The 17,328-nt window shown below is 60.6% G+C and carries 12 protein-coding genes; 6 read left to right on the top strand and 6 right to left on the bottom strand.

Annotation, left to right across the window (positions count from 1 at the left end; genetic code table 11):
* Positions 1 to 150 precede the first annotated feature (150 nt).
* Both ACP3TE_RS04180 and ACP3TE_RS04175 read right to left on the bottom strand, forming a co-directional pair.
* Positions 151 to 996, bottom strand: a complete 846-nt coding sequence (locus tag ACP3TE_RS04180) for a DNA-3-methyladenine glycosylase family protein (protein WP_426735466.1) — start codon at positions 994 to 996, stop codon at positions 151 to 153.
* Positions 997 to 1,000: 4 nt separating this feature from the next.
* On the bottom strand, positions 1,001 to 1,594 hold the full coding sequence (locus ACP3TE_RS04175) for a DNA-3-methyladenine glycosylase I (protein WP_426735464.1): 594 nt from the start codon (positions 1,592 to 1,594) through the stop codon (positions 1,001 to 1,003).
* 81 nt (positions 1,595 to 1,675) lie between these two features.
* Between ACP3TE_RS04175 and ACP3TE_RS04170 the strand changes: the two genes are divergently transcribed.
* The 5 genes from ACP3TE_RS04170 (at position 1,676) to ACP3TE_RS04150 (ending at position 6,786) form a co-directional block, all read left to right on the top strand.
* Positions 1,676 to 2,047 carry an ArsR/SmtB family transcription factor gene (locus ACP3TE_RS04170; RefSeq protein ID WP_426735463.1) on the top strand — a complete coding sequence of 124 codons (372 nt, stop codon included), beginning with the start codon at positions 1,676 to 1,678 and terminating at the stop codon, positions 2,045 to 2,047.
* A complete protein-coding gene (locus ACP3TE_RS04165) occupies positions 2,044 to 2,976 on the top strand; it encodes a cation diffusion facilitator family transporter (protein ID WP_426736197.1) in 933 nt (310 codons plus the stop codon). Before ACP3TE_RS04170 ends, ACP3TE_RS04165 begins: the two co-directional genes overlap by 4 nt.
* Before the next feature lie 122 nt (positions 2,977 to 3,098).
* Positions 3,099 to 3,848, top strand: coding sequence for an ABC transporter ATP-binding protein (locus ACP3TE_RS04160; RefSeq protein WP_105657341.1), 750 nt, complete (start codon positions 3,099 to 3,101; stop codon positions 3,846 to 3,848).
* A 3-nt stretch (positions 3,849 to 3,851) separates the two neighbouring features.
* Complete coding sequence (locus ACP3TE_RS04155) at positions 3,852 to 6,347, top strand: ABC transporter permease (RefSeq protein ID WP_426735460.1); 2,496 nt, start codon at positions 3,852 to 3,854, stop codon at positions 6,345 to 6,347.
* A 94-nt stretch (positions 6,348 to 6,441) separates the two neighbouring features.
* Positions 6,442 to 6,786 (top strand): DUF6176 family protein, encoded by a 345-nt coding sequence (locus ACP3TE_RS04150; RefSeq protein ID WP_426735458.1) that lies wholly within the window; start codon positions 6,442 to 6,444, stop codon positions 6,784 to 6,786.
* A 73-nt stretch (positions 6,787 to 6,859) separates the two neighbouring features.
* Here the strand turns inward: ACP3TE_RS04150 and ACP3TE_RS04145 are convergent, their stop codons facing one another.
* The 3 genes from ACP3TE_RS04145 to ACP3TE_RS04135 are packed head-to-tail and all read right to left on the bottom strand — an operon-like array spanning position 6,860 to position 12,333.
* The gene (locus ACP3TE_RS04145) at positions 6,860 to 10,186 is read right to left on the bottom strand and encodes an ATP-binding protein (protein WP_426735456.1); all 3,327 of its coding nucleotides are present in this window, start codon (positions 10,184 to 10,186) and stop codon (positions 6,860 to 6,862) included.
* 3 nt (positions 10,187 to 10,189) lie between these two features.
* Entirely contained in the window at positions 10,190 to 10,876 is a 687-nt protein-coding gene (locus ACP3TE_RS04140; protein WP_105661625.1) for a DUF4194 domain-containing protein, read from the bottom strand.
* A complete protein-coding gene (locus ACP3TE_RS04135; RefSeq protein ID WP_400343612.1) occupies positions 10,873 to 12,333 on the bottom strand; it encodes a DUF3375 domain-containing protein in 1,461 nt (486 codons plus the stop codon). The genes ACP3TE_RS04140 and ACP3TE_RS04135 overlap by 4 nt, the downstream gene beginning before the upstream one ends.
* 245 nt (positions 12,334 to 12,578) lie before the next feature.
* Here ACP3TE_RS04135 and ACP3TE_RS04130 point away from each other — a divergent pair, with 245 nt between their 5' ends.
* On the top strand, positions 12,579 to 13,817 hold the full coding sequence (locus tag ACP3TE_RS04130; RefSeq protein WP_426736195.1) for a polysaccharide deacetylase family protein: 1,239 nt from the start codon (positions 12,579 to 12,581) through the stop codon (positions 13,815 to 13,817).
* Between the two features lie 21 nt (positions 13,818 to 13,838).
* On the opposite strand, the gene ACP3TE_RS04125 is transcribed toward ACP3TE_RS04130, so the two are convergent.
* Complete coding sequence (locus ACP3TE_RS04125) at positions 13,839 to 17,294, bottom strand: TM0106 family RecB-like putative nuclease (RefSeq protein ID WP_426735454.1); 3,456 nt, start codon at positions 17,292 to 17,294, stop codon at positions 13,839 to 13,841.
* Between the last annotated feature and the right edge of the window lie 34 nt (positions 17,295 to 17,328).

Genomic DNA, 17,328 nt, shown 5'->3' with positions numbered 1-17,328 from the left:
GCTTGCCGGGGCTGCTCACCTCGAAGCAGCGAGCGGCGTAGCCGGCTTGAATAAGGGGAATGGAGAATCGGCTGACTTGCTCAGTCGGCCGATTCGTCGAAAAGGGAGCTTATCAGGATTGCACACCTTGATAAGCTCCCTTTCTCGTTGCTACAGCTTGGCGGCGTCGAAGGACCACAGCAGCAACGTGGCCAGGTAGCCCGCACCCTCCGGTGGAGGCGCCACAGTGACGCCGCGATCATGAAGCTTCCTCATGGCTCGGCGAACTACTAGATCCGACTCCAGGAAGATCTCCGGATCCCGCAAACCCCGCAGGGCAAGGTAATTGCGCGTCCAGGGCCCCACTCCGCGCAGCCCTTGGAGCTGCTCCAGGAATGCCGGCACGTCTCCGAGCAGGAACTTTCCACTGAGCTCGAACCATTCGGCTACCGCGTGCAGCGCCGTTGCCCGCGGTAGCGGGCAGCGAATGATTGCGCGCAATTCCCCGGGCGTGCAGGCGGCCGTTGAGGCCGCTGTGGGGAAAGCCCGGAGGCCTGAGCCATGCTGCTGGCCCAATGCGCCGACGTAGCGCCCGCCGAGGGTCCGTGCCGCCGCCAAGGACACCTGCTGTCCAATGATCGTGGTGGCCAGGGCCTCGAAGATATCCGGGTAGCTGATGAGCCGCAAGGAGGGGTAAGCCATCGCGAGCGGCTGGTAGCAAGGAAGGGCCTGGAGCGCTTCATAAGCAGCTGTGGTGTCTTGCTGCAGTCCAAGCCAATGGTTGATGATCTCCGTGAGGCGCGCAATGGATTCAGCCGGGGCGTCGTGGGTGAGCGATACGCCTGCAGGATCCAGGCTCAATGAAACTTCTACCAGGTTCCCGTCCAGCTGCAGTACGCGGTGCAGCTCGGCTGCGGCGGCATTCAGCCGCTCCTGGGCAGGCAGCGAATGCAATTCCAGGACTGCCAATGCGTGGCCGACATCCAGAATTCCCGTTGCCGGCAGGCGCAGTTCCATGAACTCAGGCCCAGATGCCGGAAGTGCCGCGGCGGTGCGATCCGACCAGGTGGGTATCGACCATGCCGATGGCTTCCATCAACGCGTACATGGTGGTCGGGCCCACGAACTTGAAACCCCGCTTCTTCAGCGCTTTGGCCAGTTCCTTGGATTCGGGGCTTTGCGTGGGCACTTCAGTGAAAGTGCGCGGAGCCGGGGTCTGGTCCGGCTTGAAGGACCACACGAAATCCGAGAGGCCGCCCTCTTCGCGCAGCATCAGGGTCGCTTCGGCGTTGGCGATCGTTGCTCGGATTTTGAGCCTGTTGCGCACGATCCCGGCGTCTTCCATCAGGCGATTGAAATCATCCTCGGTAAACAATGCGACCTTCTCGGGATTGAAATGCTCGAAAGCGCGGCGGAACGACTCGCGCTTGGAAAGGATGATGGCCCAGGACAGGCCTGACTGGAAGCACTCAAGGCTCAGCCGCTCGAAAAGTCCCTCCTCGGAGGTGATCGGCATGCCCCATTCGGTGTCGTAGTACGTGCGGAGCATGCCATCCGAGGCGGCCCAGCGAGGGCGCGCCAATCCGTCTTCGCCAACGATGAGATCTTCAGTCATATTTTCATCTTGCCATCCATCACGATGCGCAGTTGGCCATGCAACGTTCCGTTTCGCGGCAAAGTCACCTATCATCGTTATATGGCGATAATAGAGTCAGATATCGATGCATCGGAAATCCGCAGCGGCAAGCTCCAGTTCGCTGCGCTCTTCCACGCGCTCGCTGACCCGGCGCGGCTGCTGATTCTGGACCATCTGCGCACCGGGGAGCATAAGGTCAGGGAACTGACCGAGCATTTGGGCCTTGCCCAAAGCACGGTCAGCGCGCATCTGTCCTGCCTGAAGGACACCGGCCTGGTGCACGTCCGAAGCCAGGGCCGGGCCAGCCTCTACTCGCTGGGCCAGGGTGAAGCACTTGACGCATTGACCGCTGCCGCCTCGGCGCTTCTGCCGCAAGAGGCATCCCATCACCATTGGGAAGAAGCGCACAGCATGGATCCGAAGAAAGGCTGAACTTGGGACACGATCACTCTCACGGGCACTCCCATGATCATTCCGGAGGAAACCGAACCCGCCTGGCCTGGGCCTTCGCCATCACCGCTACAATCCTCGTCGCCGAGGTTGTTGGCGCTATCGTCACCAACTCGCTGGCCTTGCTGGTCGACGCAGCGCATATGCTGACCGATACCCTGGGGCTATTGCTGGCTCTGACCGCTGCCAACCTGATTATGCGCAAGCCAACGACCAAACGCACCTGGGGATTCCGCCGCGCTGAAGTCCTCTCCGCCACCTTCCAATCGGCATTGCTGCTGGCTGTGGGCATCTATGCGGCCATCGACGCCGTGCGGCGGCTCTTCACCCCTGCAGAAGTCCAACCGGAGGGACTGCTGGCCTTCGGCATCATCGGCCTATTGGGCAACGTCATCTCCATGTGGATCATTTCCGCCGGGCGCAATAGCAACCTCAATATGCGTGCGGCCTTCCTGGAAGTAGTCAACGACGCGTTGGGCTCGGTTGCCGTCATCATCGCCGCGCTGGTTATCACCTACACCGGATGGATGCGCGCCGACTCCGTGGCTGCCCTGGTGATCAGCGCCCTGATCGTTCCCCGGGCCATGAAATTGCTGGGGGAAACCACCCACATCCTGCTCGAATCCACGCCTAGGGGCCTGGACCTGCTCGGGGTCAAAGCGCATTTGGAGGCATTGCCCGGGGTGATTGCGGTGCACGATCTGCACGCCAGCCAGATTGCCTCCAACCTTCCGGTGCTCACCGCCCATGTGGTGGTCGAGGACTCTATGTTCTCCGCTGGGGTAGCCGGTGGGCTGCTGCGGGATTTGCAGCAGTGCGTGGCAGATCATTTCACCGTGAGCGTTGAGCACTCGACCTTCCAGATTGAGCCGGCATCGCACCAGAAAACCGAACGCGAACATGGCTGCTAATCGGTAACCTGCGGGGGCAGAGCGTCCGCGGATTTGCTCATACCTTGGTATGACGCACCCCCGGGAAACTAGGTCCTGATGGTGGATGCGGGTTTGGCTAGGCGCTTTGTAGTATTTCTAATATGACTTCTGAGACTCTGCCAAAAACCGAAAATGCGGTCGCTGCCCGCGGCTTGACCAAGACCTACGGGCATGACAGCACCCGTGTTGAGGCCCTTCGCGACGTAAACGTTTCCTTCGAACGATCCCGCTTCACCGCCATCATGGGCCCATCGGGCTCCGGAAAATCCACGCTGATGCACTGCCTGGCCGGACTTGATACCGCCGACTCCGGTGAAATCATCATCGGCGGCAAGAACCTGCTGGAGCTGAGCGATGACCAGCTGACCGAGATGCGCCGCGAGCAGATCGGCTTTGTCTTCCAGTCCTTCAACCTCGTGCCAACCATCACCGCCAAGGACAACATCCTGCTGCCATTGTCGCTGGCCGGCAAGAAGCACGATCGCGACTGGTTCAACACCGTCATCCAGGCGCTCGGCCTGGGCGACCGCCTGAACCACAAGCCGCATGAACTTTCCGGCGGCCAGCAGCAACGTGTCGCGGTAGCCCGAGCACTGCTCACCCGGCCGGAAGTGGTCTTCGGCGATGAGCCAACCGGCAACCTCGATTCGCGTACCGGCGCCGAAGTGCTGTCCTTGATGCGCACGTCCACCCGTGAAATGGGCCAGACCATCATCATGGTCACCCACGACCCGGTGGCCGCGTCCTATGCAGACAATGTCTTGCTGATGAAGGACGGCACAATTGTCGGATCCATCCAGGAGCCAACCGTGGCTACCGTAACCGAGGCCCTGGCCTCCTTGGCGGAGTAAGCAATGCTGCACGTAGCACTTTCGAATATCAAGACCTATGCACGTCGATATATCGCCGTCATCCTGGCTGTGGCCATCGGCACCGCCTTTCTTGCCGCAACGCTTTCGGTGAACTCATCCACCCAGGCGACACTGAAGAATTCGCTCGGAGACGCCTACAAGAACGCCGATCTGGTGGCCTACCCCGATTGGGACCTGGTTCCCGGCGCCGAGGAGTTGACCGAGCTGAGCCTCAAGGACATCGCAGATGTCCGGAACCTGCCTGAAGTTTCCACCGCCTATGGCCTGGCCTACGCCGATGGCCTGCTGCGCACGGCGGACAACAGCTACGGCGTGTCCGCACAGCCAGTAGATCCCGACCAGGGGCTGGGCGGCATGGAATTGATTGAGGGCCGGGCGCCCCAAGGTTCCAACGAAATCATTATTGATGCTTCCCACGCCAAGGAAATGGGCGTGTCCATCGGGGACGTCGTGGCTCTGGAAAATGGCGCGATCTCGCCGGCGAACTACAACATCGTGGGCATCCAGCGCTCGACCACCAACCCGCGGACCTCGGCCTACGCCTTGGCCGGCATGAGCGAGAAAGCGTGGCAGCACTTTTCCGGCGGGCAAGCCCTGATCACCGAAATCGTGGTCAATGGCGACGGCTCCGACGAGGCCTTGAAGGCAGAGCTGGAAAAGCTGTTTGCCGGCAAGAAGATGGCTGACATGGCGGTGGTGACCGCCGATGAGAAGGTCTTGAACGAAGTCGCCCAGTTCACCGGCGGCACCGACCAGCTCAGCGTGATCCTGCTGGTCTTCGCACTGATTGCGCTGGTGGTCACCGGGCTGGTTGTGGTCAATACCTTTGCCGTAGTCATTGCCCAGCGCACCCGCGAACTGGCACTGCTGCGCATCCTGGGCGCCAAGCGCAAGCAGATTCGAAGCTCGGTGCTCATCGAAGCACTGCTCATTGGCATTCTTGCCTCGATTCTCGGTGTCTTGCTAGCCGTCGCACTGATGGCGGGCCTGATCCAGCTGCTGCACGTGATGGTGCCGGAGATGTCCTATGCGGCGTTGGCCCTGACCCCGCAGGGATTGGCCATCCCAATTCTTGTCGGCGTGCTGATGACTGTGGTCGCCGCGAGCCTGCCGGCTCGACGGGCGATGAAGCTCGCACCGCTTGCGGCCTTGCGCCCCTTCGACGCTGCCAGCGTGAAGAACCGTGCCGGCAAGGCCCGGATCATCTTCGGATCACTGTTCGTGGTGGCCGGCGCAGGCTTGCTGGCCTACGGCGCGATCCAGGGGAATCTGGTAGTCGCCTTCCTGGGCGGCCTGGCTTCCTTCCCGGGGATCCTGATGCTGGCTTCGCTGTTCGTGCCGAGCAGCGTTTCCGGGATCGGCAAGGCCATGGCTGGCAAATCGACGGCGGGAAAGCTCGCGTCCCTGAACGCCGTGCGCAACCCGGGCCGAACCACCGCGACGGCAACGGCACTGCTGATCGGCGTGACCTTGGTGTCCATGATCATGGTCGGCGGCCAGACCGCCAAGGCCAGCTTGAACAACGCTGTGGCCGCAGAATTCCCGGTCGACATGATGGTCTCCTTCTATGACCGCCAAGTTTCAGGCGCCGAGACCAAGAGCATGCTTGAGCAAATCAACGGCGTGGACGGGATTACGGCCAGCTCCAGCTTCACCTCCGGATATGCGGATGTTGACATGGGAACCGATGAAACGTTCAACGCCGAGATCATGTCCGTTGATCCCACGAGCTTCGCTGACGTTGCACTGGACCCGAATATCGTGCCGGCAGATGGCGAGATCGTCTATGTGCTGGGTAGTCCCGAAAACCCGACGGTGGAAGTTGGCGGGCAAACGCTGGCAGTGAAGAATTCCGAGGCAATGCTCTCAGGAAATATCGTCACCGAGCAGACTTTCAGCAAGCTGGAAATCGATGAAGCCAATCAGTACTCGGGGATCCTGATCAAGGTGGATTCGGACGTCAACGCAGCGGGCGTCAACGAACTGGTCACCAAGGTTTCTGCCATCACCGGCGTTGAATCATCAATGATCAATGGCGGTGTGGTGATGAAGTCGATGTTCTCCCAGATCATTGACGTGCTGCTGATGATTGTCTCTGCCTTGCTGGCAGTGGCCGTGCTGATCGCCCTGATCGGCGTAGCCAACACGCTCAGCCTCTCGATCCTGGAACGCACCCGGGAGAATTCCCTGCTTCGTGCCCTGGGCCTGAAGAAGAAGCAGCTGCGCGGCATGCTGGCGACCGAAGCGGTACTGATTGGCGGCGTCGCAGCCCTGCTCGGCTTGGTGCTGGGCGTGGCCTACGGCCTGCTTGGAGCCCGCTCGGCACTCGCGTCCATGGGAACGATGACCTACGAGATCCCATGGTGGCAGCTCGCACTGGTCCTGCTGATCAGCATCGTGGCAGCGCTCTTGGCATCGGTGACTCCGGGCCGCCGCGCCGCAAAGTTGTCGCCGGTTGAAGGATTGGCCGTCGAATAGCCGGTAGCCAGCCAAAGACGGTGGTCCTGAAAGCCAAGGCTTTCAGGACCACTGTCTTTTCCGCAGGTGCGGCTCAAGCCCATAGGCTGTAGACATGAAAATTGAACTCACTCGATTCCGAGTTCTGCCAGGCAAATCAGCGCTAGCTAATGAATGGCTGGAATTCCTGAACAGCAATATGCCCGCGGTGCTTGAAACCCTGGAAGGCGAAAAGATGTACGTGGAGACGATCTTCAGCGAAACCCTGGATGGTGTCGACTACCTCTACTGGTACAGCATCCAAGGCGAGGGCGGTGCCGCGGTGCAGGACTCTGCACATGAAATCGACAAGGTGCACCTCAGGTATTGGAAGCAGTGCATCGATCCAGGCTTCTCACCCCAAGAGCTGTCCCCGCGGGTGGTCATGATCCCTGAACGCGTGCAGCGCAGCATGGTCTAGAGGCGAAGCACCAAGGCACGAGGTCCAGAACTCGCTATGGCGAATTCTGGACCTCGTGCCTTGTTCTGGATGTTCAGCTGCGCAGGGTAATCGTCGTGGCCATGGCCGGGGAACGGCCGGTGGTCACGAAGCCTGAGATATTGGAGCCAGGGTGCTTGATGATATCCGTGATGGATCCCAGATGGCGGCTCAAATCGATCTTGTCCTCGGGGGCCGCGAGCACCAGATGGAAACCGAACTCCTGCAACGCGCGTATGCCTGCCGCTGCATATTCGGAGTTGGCTTGAATGAACGCCTCGTCGATCATCACCGTGCCGTAGGAAGTGAACCCGGCTGAAGCGAAGCCCAGCTGGTAGGCCAGGGCAGCACCCATGATGAAGGATGTGAAGCGCTGGCCTTCGCCGCCGGAGAGCGTCCCGGGTTCCAAGCCGGTCTCAATCTCCCCATTGGGCTTGTGCTCATTGCAGCTGATCATCACATGCTGGCGGACATCGAGCACGGTCGAACGCCATGAAGCCATCGCTGGGTCGCTGAGCGCGGTGACCAGTGCCTCCAGCGCTTGATAGGAGCTGGCCAGGGTGGATTCGTCCTTGGTGGTGTAAGCCTCCTGCAATGCGTCCTTCAGTTCCTTGCGGAAGGTACCGGCCTCAACAGGAATCGCATTTACGGCTTCCAAGCGAAGGACCGACCCATGCTCGAAAGTCACCTCTGCCAGAATCTGGTTCAGCGGCTTGATGCGTTCAGAGATCATCCGGCGCTCTTCATCCAGCAACTGCAAGAGGTCGCTGAAGCGTTCATAGGAACGGTTCGCGAAGTATTCACGGAACTGCGCCTCATGGTGCGGCAGGCCATCGGCCACGATCTGGTCGTGCAGCTGCGCGTAGTGCTCAGCTGCTTCAGCGGTGGTGCCATGGGTCTGCGCGTGCGAGGTGCCGAATTCACGGGCAAAACGACGGAAGGTTTCGCTCAGCGCGCCACCGATTTCCTGGCGCTGCGACTGCAAGGAGTTGACCTGGCTGCCCAGCTGGAGCTTGACCTCGGCAAAGGCTTCGCTGATTTGTTCACTGGCAGGGCAGTTCCCTGCAATCACTTGCTGGAGAACCGGGCCAAGCAGCTGATGCTGGCGCAGCGCGGACGGGATGCTCTGCTCCCATCCGGTCCCCAAATCATCGCTGGCGGACAGGATCTGCTGCGCACGCTGCACCTGCAAGCCAAGATCTGCAATGCGTGAACGAACCAGTGCGAGGTCCCCGACCAGGGTTTCTGCCTCGGCCTTCGCCGTTTCGATTTGCTGGCGAACCCGGGAGGAATCCCCGGACAATGCCAAGGCATCGCCGAGCTTCTGCTCGCTGCGGCGCAACGCTTCCAGTGCCTCGGACGCGTCGAACTGGCCAAAAGTCCGCTCATCGGCAATCAGGGCCTGCAAGAGCTGGGTTTTGGCCACGACCTTGTTCTTCGCCGCACTGCGTTCATCGGCAGCCTGGTGGGCCTGGACGATTTTCTCATCCAACCGTGCCGCCTTGGACTGCAACTCGGCAATCTTCGACTCGTTGGTGAAGCCCAGCAGGTACTCGGAAGCAGGCAACGTGCGGGTATCGCGCTCGAAGCTTCCGGTTCCTGATTTGATGGTGCCGGCCGGGGTTATCGCCTTGGGGTGCACATGCATGGCTGCGTCGTTCTCAACACAGGCCAATGGGTAGTCGGCGGTGATCTTCGCCTTCAGCCAGGCCCCGGCTTCGCCGGGCGCGAAGTCCAGCTTGGCCACCAGGTCTGCCGGGCCGGCTTCAGCGGTGCGCGGCGGCTGGGAAATGTCGCTCCACCGCACGCGGCCCAAGCCGTCGAGTTGATCAATGGCGTGGGTGACTTGGGTGAGTAGCTCCCCGGGAACCAGCAGGGTGCGGGCCAAGGAGTGCAAGGCCTTTTCAGCGGCCAAACGCCAGGTACCGGCATCGGCCGAGACATCCATGAGCTCGCCAGCGAACGGAAGCTGTTCTTCCTTGAGCGAGCAGGCCGAAGCGATGGCTCGGCGGGCGGCTATCGAACGGTCATCGATATTGCTGGCCCGGCGCTGGTAGGAGCGGATCTGGTCAGCCAACGTTTCTGCGCGCTTGCGCAGGTTGACCAAGGTGGCCATGGCCTCGTACTCAACGGTCTGGGCATCATGCGTAATCGAGCTGAGCTGCTGCAAGGTACGTGCCGCGTTGGCCCGCAGCTCATCCAGGCCGGTGGCTGAGAATTCGAAGGCCAAGCCAGCATCCGAGGCCTGCTGCTGCAGGGTCCGGATGACGTTCTCCTTCTCGCTCAACGCCTTGCGAGCCACATCGGCCTCGCGCTCCAGCAGCATCAGGGAAGCAGAGCCCGCAGAGTCGTGGGCAGCCTCCAGCGACGCCAGCTGGTCATCGAGCCTTTCCTTGCGCTGCCGCAGCTCGGCCTCTTCGGCCTTGAGCTTGGCTAGCTCCGATTCGTGGGAGTTCAGGTCATTGCGCAGCACCAGCTGGCGGACCTGGGTTTCCAGGGTGTGCACGTCGCTTTCCAGCAATTGCCGGGCGGTGGCGATCTGTCCAGCCAAGGAACGGTAGGCCTGATCCTGCTCCGGCACCTGCGCGAGCACGTCACGCTGGGCGCGGGCGGTATCCAGCTGGCGGTAGATGCCACGCAAATGGGCAAAGTCTTCCACTGCTGCGGACGCGGCCTTCAACGTGGCTGGTTCTTCCAGCACTTCGTGGCGGAAGAACTGGTTGACGCCCTTGGCCAGGCCCTTGCCATTTTGCAAGGTGCGCAACAGGGCAAAGGCCTTATCGCTTTCGACGCCTAAACGGCGGCGCAATCGCTCAATGAACGCCTTGTGGGTATCGAATGCCTCGCTCGGTGCCAGGGCCTTGGACAGCGAGGACACGGTGAAGCGGCGCGGGCCGTGGTTTTCCAGCTCCGCAATATTGACCTTGCCTTCGCACAACAGATAGTGCTTGGAGACCTGTCCTTCCAGGCCGGCATCGGGCAGATCGAAGACCGCGCCGGCTGTAACGGTGTTGCCCATGCCATCGTCGTAGCTGAGCACAATGGCGCTCCACGTCGCGCCGGGGCGCTGGTAGACAGTGCCGGCGCTGGTTTTGAACTTGCGCCCGCGCATGTAGGAGAACGTGGTGCGGCGGTCTTCGCGGGTCGCCGCGTCATTGGCCGATTCGTTCAGGCGGGGCGTTGCAAAGAATACGTGGCCCATCGCATCGAACAAGGTGGATTTGCCCACGCCCGGATGGCCGGTGACCAAGGTGCCGGCGCGGTCCACGGCCAGATCATGCAAGCCGTGGAAGGTTCCCCAGTTAACTATTTGTACCCGGCTCAGACGATGCTGGCCTGGGTTGAGTGCCCCGCCCAGCGGGAGAGTCATTTCAATGCTCATCGGTTACTCCTGCACCAACTCGGGGGTCTGCTCTGCGAGGTCATCAGCTTCTTCGGCTCCCAGGCTGAAAGCTGGATCATTAGCGTCGATTGCCGCGATGTAGCGTGGTATGTCCTGGATATTGGTGATCGGCAGCGCCATCGCCAGGGCCGGGGAAATGCGGAACTCGTTCTCCAGCTCGGTGCCGGTGAGCAAGCGCAAAGCCTGCAGGCGGGTTACCGCAGCATCGCAGGATTCGGCAAAGCGCTTGTCATCGCGGTCTGAGGTCTGGCGGTGCTCGGCCAGGATCTCGTGCATGCCCGCCCGCGAAATTACGGCATCGCTGCCGCTGCCTGAATGCTGTTCGAGCAACAGCCGCAGCCGCAGGGCGAGCAGGGTTTCATCACGCTTCAGCGGACGGCGCGGAGCGATAGGAGAGGTGTGGACCTGTTCAATCTGGACGGGGGCAAGCATGGCGATCTTGCGGTCCATGTCCAGCTGCAGTGCCAAGAAGATCTCGGAGAAGTAATCGCTGATGCTCTGCTGCTGGTCCAGCAGCAGCTGCCAAGCCGAGGCATCGATGGACCCATCAAGGTACGGGCCACGCAACAACCGGACCAGCAGCTGGCGCAGCGGCAGCGGGAACTTCCCGGTGTCGCCCTCGAACAATGGTTCGGTGATCGGTGCGGCGTATGAATCGCTCTTGGTCATAGCGGCTCCTTCGTAAAGCTTAACGCGGGCAGGATTGCGGTTCGCATCGAACCATCGAGTTGCTGGAAATGGATGCTGAGCAGATCGCTCTCGTTCAGCGATTCGCCATTGGTGCGCCCGATTTCCACGAGGGCACGAATGGAATTCAAGTGCCGCTGCTCGGCATCCAAGGATTCGAAGACTTCATCCAACCGGATCGAGCCGGAACTGGACTGGCCCAGATGCCGGGTGATCGATGCACGCAGCAATGGCATGTCCGCCTGGGGCGTCGAGGGATTTCGTACAATGTCGGCTTCGCTGAATTCTGGCGCTTGAGCCAGCGGAGGCGGAGCCACATGCTCGGATGGGTCGTAGATTCCAAGACCGGAAAGGGTGACGAACTGCGGAGCGAAGAGCTCCATCGGGGCCAAGCCGCTGCGGGGTTTCAGGCTCATGGACTTGCTGATCGCCAGTTCAGCTTCGCGGACCGCTTGGCGCAATAGCTCGGCCTGCTTGTAGTCCTCGGACTGCACGAATGCGTGCAGGGATTCAGAGAGCTTGCCATAGGAGGCATGGACTTCAGCTGCCTGGCGGCGCAATTCACGCAACAGGTTAGTGAGGATCTGGCGTTCGGGCGTTTCCAGATCATCTACGAAGTCGCGGTCCAGGACTTCGGCCAAGGCGGCGCGGAAACGCTGCTGCGCTTCCGGGGAGTTCAGGAATTCAGTGAATCCGCTGAAGGTTTCGCCTTCGGCAGTGGAACGCAACTGACGGTCAGCTTCAAGAACCTGGCCCACAGCTACGCCCTTGGCTGTGGAGGCATCCAGAATGCCTTCACGCAATGAATGGAGCATATCCTGGACGCCGTCGCGCATGCGTCGGAAATCTGCTGGCAAACTCGATGCCAGATCGAGTACGGAACGGGTTGCCGACAACGCGGTCGTGCGAGAAAGCACCGCCGGGTCATCCCCGCTGCGCAGCTGGTCGATTTGGGCTTGGCGCAGCGCGATCTGGGATTCGAGGGCACGGATACGTGCTTCGGGGTCTGGATCGGTTTCGTGGGCCAGCGATTCCAGGGAAGAAAGCAACGTGTTCAGGCGCGACGAGTTCAAATGCGAATCGTCGGTGGAAAAATCCGCCAGGTAGCGCAGGGTGCGCAGGGTCTGCGCACTGGGTTCATACACGAAGCGCCCATCAATCAGCGGACGAGCCAGAATTCCCTGCTTGACCCATGTCTCGGCGAAATCCTGGGCCGAATACGAGGCGGGAATCTGGTCATCGCTCTTGCGCGCTTGCTTCAGGAAGGAATCCAAGGAGGCATGGAAAAGTTCCAATGCGATCCGTGAACGGTCTGCGGTGAACTCTGCGCGGATGAAGGCCACAGCCCACGGCTGGGCGGTCAGAAGCCGATACGCTGCCGAGCTTTTGAACTGCTGGGACTGAAGCCACAAACTATTCGCGCGGTGCGAGGGCTGCATGTACTTCCTTGATCTTTGGGACGCCTAACCAATCAATTCTAAATCATTGGACTCCTTCCAAAATGTGAGCTCCCTAAAAGCTGAATGTTAGACATCGCTCAAGTTCGGTAATTCATCATGAAAGGGTGTTGCCTCCAGCGCTACCTGTGTAGGGTCGAAATAACCAGATGACAACTCGTTTTCTTCCGGCCTGGCGGGCACGGTGGAGGTCACGGAGGTCGCAGCCATTGAAGAATCTACGATTGGTGATTTCGCTCGGGTTGGCGCTGGGCCTTGCCGGGTGCAGTGCTGCACAGGAGCCGCCAACGGCGGCCCCGGATCCTGCTGCCGTTGAAAAGGCTGAGCAGGAAGAAGCACGAGTGGACGGCGTGAGAGCCGAGATCAACCGGCTAGCTGACGGATACGACTATGACGCGGCGATTAAACTCGCCAAGAATGACAGCGCCGAACAGCTGAACCAGATGGCCAGCGGCCTAGAGGAAGAGAAAGGGCAGGTTTCAGCTTGGGAAGAGCCGAAGAACATACCTCACCTGTTCTTCCACTCGCTGATTGTCGATCCCGGCAGGGCCTTTGACGAAGGCAGCAGTTCGCAGGGGTACGCCGACTACATGGTGACCCAAAAGGAATTTGCAGCCATCCTCGACGAGCTGTATGCGCGTGATTATGTCCTGGTCAACCCGGAAGATTTCGCCTCGCTCGACGACCAGGGGCAGATGGAGTATCGGGATATCATGCTGCCCCAGGGCAAGAAGCCAGTGGTGCTGTCCCTCGATGACCTGAGCTATTACGAATACATGGAAGGTGATGGCTTCGCCAGCAAGCTGGTGCTGGATAAGGACGGCAAGGTCCGCAACGAATACGTCGATGCGGAGGGCAAAACGCAGGTTGGCGCTTTTGACGTCACCACGATGGTCGATGACTTCGTAGCTGAACATCCCGATTTCACGTATCGGGACGCTCGCGGCCTGATCGCAATGACCGGATACAACGGCGCATTCGGCTACCGCACCTCTGCCAGCCAGTATCCCCAGAGCAAGACTCTGGAAGCTGACCAGAAGAAGGCGGCGGAGATCGCAGAAGCGATGAAGAACAGCGGTTGGGTTTTCGCGTCCCATTCGTGGGGGCACATTGCCACGGGGACGGTCAGCATGGATCGGCTCAAGCGGGACACCAAACTGTGGAAAGCCGAAATGGAACCGATCGTGGGAAAAACCGGGCACTACATCTATCCTTTTGGATCGGATATTGCCCGGACCCAGCGCTACGCGGGGGACCGGTACCAGTTCTTCAAGGACCAGGGGTTCGATTACTTCTACGGTGTTGACGGTACGACTCGCACATGGATGCAGCAGGGTGATGAGTACCAGCGGCAGATGCGCATCAATGTGGATAGGTTGCAGTTCGCCAAGGAACTGCGCGGTGACCGGCCAGTCTTGGGAAGTTTCTTCAAAGTCGAGGATGTGATTGACCCGGCGCGCGAATGACCGGGCCAATCCAACATCAAGCTACAAAGCCATGAAGGCACCGAGCTGCGAGAGCGCCGATGGGTTGGAAGGCAGATAATCGGTGAGCCTTTCGCTGCGCACGATGATGGCCTTCCATTGGCCGCGGGAAATCGCAACGTTGATGCGATTGCGGTTAAGCAGGAATTCGATGCCACGCGATGCATCGGTGGCGCTGGAACATGCCATGGTCATCAGCACAACTGGTGCTTCCTGTCCCTGGAACTTGTCAACCGTTCCCACCTTGACCGCCGATAGGCCTTCAGCTTCGAGGACATCGCGCACCAGATTTACCTGGGCATTGTAGGCAGCAACTACCAGGATGTCAGCGGCGCCCAATGGACGGGCAGGCATGCCTGCCCCCGGACTCCACATCATCCCCAGATGCTCGCGGACCAATCGGACAATAGCCCCGGCTTCTTCGGCGCTGCTGACCGTATTGCCTCGATGTTCAACGAACACCGTCTCGACCCCGGCCGGTGTGCCTTCGAGCTGCCGCAACCCGGCGGCGTCTGCCGAGAACAGCTGGTGGTCATAGCTCAATGCCGAAACCTTGGCGCAAAGCGCTGGATGCATTCGCCATGAAGCGGCCAGGAAGTACCCTAATTCGGCTGGCAGCACTGGTTCGCCGCCGGAAAGCCAGCCGAGCGCCGATTCGTCCACCGGCTGAGGATGAGTGCCCTGGGTGACCTGGGGCAACTGCTGGGGATCACCGAGCAGCAGCAAATTGCGGGCTGCTCGTGAAACCGCCAAGGTATTGGCCAGTGAGAACTGCCCGGCCTCATCGATCACCAGCAAATCCAGGCTATCCGCGGGGACTTTCGAACCGGTCAGCGTCCAGGCAGTACCTCCAATGAGCCCGCCGCCCGATGCGTGGAGAACTTCAGCCAGGGAATCCTTGGACGTGCCGGCCCAGGGGACCGGATCATCGTGCTTGACTTCCTTGGCTACTGCCTCGGGATCGACCCCGGCCTCCACCGCTTTCCGCAGGACGTTTTCAACTACTGCATGGGACTGGGCAACCACGCCAATCTTCCATCCGTAATCAACGAGTTCACGGATCACATGCGAAGCGACGAAGGTCTTGCCGGTCCCCGGAGGGCCTTGTACCGCAAGATAGGAATTATCAAGATCCTTCAACGTCTCGACCACGGCAGGATAGATCTGCGCCTGTCCATCAACCAGGGCTGGATCCACCGGTGCCGCAAGGGTTTTCAGGCGTGGCGGAATCCGCCGCAGGATGTCGATGCCCGGCCGTTCCGGAAGCACCGGTACGGTGGAGCCCACCCGCTGGGCGATCTCCTTGAGCGCTGCATCGATGCTCATCGTCGCCAACGGCTTATCCGGAGCCAATGCGCATGGATGGGCACCGTAGGCAGGGATCTTGCCGCTGGTTTTCTCCGCAATGGTAATCCAGCCCGGACCGAGCTCGACTACGGTGGCGTTGAATGCGCCGCCGCGCACGGAGTCGTCAACGTCCATGCCTTCAGGCAACGGAGCATCAAACATGGCGAACACTGATGAGCCGGGGGAGAGCAGGGATCCTTCCGCCAGGGTCCCCTGCAATTTCGTCACGCGCGTAGAGGTGCGCGCCCGAGGGGTGGCCTTATGCCAATCCTCGAGTACTTCCGCAGCGTCCACAATGAACACTCCCCGGGCGTCGCTCCAATCATCCATTGGCGCGGACAAGCGGTCGAAGTGTTCCCACCAGAACTGCTTCTTTTCACGACGGTTGTAACCGGTCGCAGCGGCGACCATCGCGATCGCGCGGTCATCGTTGCTCAGCGCGTGGGCGTGGGGAAGCTGCGCAAGGTAGTTTTGCAGCCGAAGCTCTTCGGCGGTGGGCTCGTATTCGTCTGCGGCCGGGCCTGGCTCAGGCATATCCGGCAGGGTGCCAGGCGCCTCATCGCTGAGCGAAAGCAGCCAATCCCGCAAGCGCAAAGTGGAAAGGCAGTCGTACTCGTTGTAATCGGCAATGGACTCGAGGATCGCTTCAGCGGCCCCGTCATTCTTCGAATCCCGCGCCAGCATGTACTGGGCATAGGCGACCACCGATGCTCCGGCATCGGTGACGTCCCCGGAGCGAAGGTGCTCTCCCATGTACAACGGTTCAAGCTTCTTGATGGAGTATGAGCGGGTGGAAACCACCAGGGCATTGCGCACGGTCTCGTAGAGATCGACAAGCAGGTTCTCACGCAGCCACTGGTCGACTTCGTCCTCACCGGCAATGTGCACCTGCGAGAGCTTGCGCAGGGCAGTTTTCTCATAGGGCGCATAGTGGTAGACCTTCATGCGCGGGAACCGCTGGCGGCGTTCTTCGACATAGGCAATGAAGTCCAGGAAGGCTTGGCGTTCTTCGGCGCGGCTATGCGCCCAGAAGGGCTTGAACACCGGTACCCCGGTGTCATATTCGATGACGCCGAAGAGGTATTCCAGGCCCCAGGAGCCGTCGGAAGGTTCCTGGTAGAGCGGGTCGCCCTCGAAATCGAAGAAGATGTCGCCTTGATCAGGTCGCGGCAGCGAAGAGATCGGGCCTTCGTTCTTCACCCGGTAGGAGACGCCGTGGACCATGCCATCGCTCTGGGCCAGCCCCAGCTGCATTCTGGCCTGCTCCGCGGCACGATGCAGCGAGGTGCCGGGTTCAGCCTCTAGCTCGGCGAGCTGGTCAATGGTGTAAATGCCGCGAGCGCGAAGTTTTTCTCGCTGCACCATGGACATGCCAGCGACCAATAGAAGGTCGCGGGTTTCTTGGGCCTGCTCTTCGCAAAAATCGCAACGGCCGCATAAGCGCAGTTCATCGGAGTTCCACCGAACTGGCTGGTTCGCCGCACGGTGTTCCTGCACCATCTCCACGAATCGTTCACGCTGGGCCCGGAAAACTGGCAGCACTTCGTCAACCCGATGCACCGAATGCGTCCCGTCTCCGAGGACCAGCGTTGCCGAGGTGGACACGGGGAACCCTTCTGCCAGCATCTGATCCGCGTAGGCTGCGATCTGGAGCAGGGCACTGACCCTTGCATGGCGGGCGAGCTTGGTATCCCATACGGCCCAGGTGCCGTCCTCCTGGCGGACCAGGAAGTCGGCAAAGCCAATGAAAGCCCCATCGAAGAAGGTGGCCTGGAAAATGACATCGGCGCCGTTGCGAAGCACGTGCATGGTCGCTTCGTGGGCTGCCCGAAGACCGGCCGCAGACATCTGCGGGCGATCAGTGAATTGCTTGACGCCGGTTCCCGTCGCCGGGTCGTATTCGCCGTAGGCAGCTATCAGGTCTTTGAGGACGTTCTGCTCATGGGCGTCGCCGAGCACCGCTGTTCGTTCCAGCATCTCGTCTCGTGCCTTGTCAGGCTTGGGACGCAGGCCGAGTTTCACGTCCAACAGGTACAAGGACTGGTAATTGCAGTCAACAGAGACGGACAGGTCACTCGCTGAGAAAATGAACTGATTATCTAGAAAGAACACGGGGCCTGGGCCTTTCGTTGACTTGGTTCCTACC

This window comes from Glutamicibacter sp. 2E12 (assembly GCF_050030965.1).
Classification (GTDB): Bacteria; Actinomycetota; Actinomycetes; order Actinomycetales; family Micrococcaceae; genus Glutamicibacter.
Note: the sequence above shows the minus strand (reverse complement) of the source record. Positions and strands in the feature narration are given on the sequence as shown.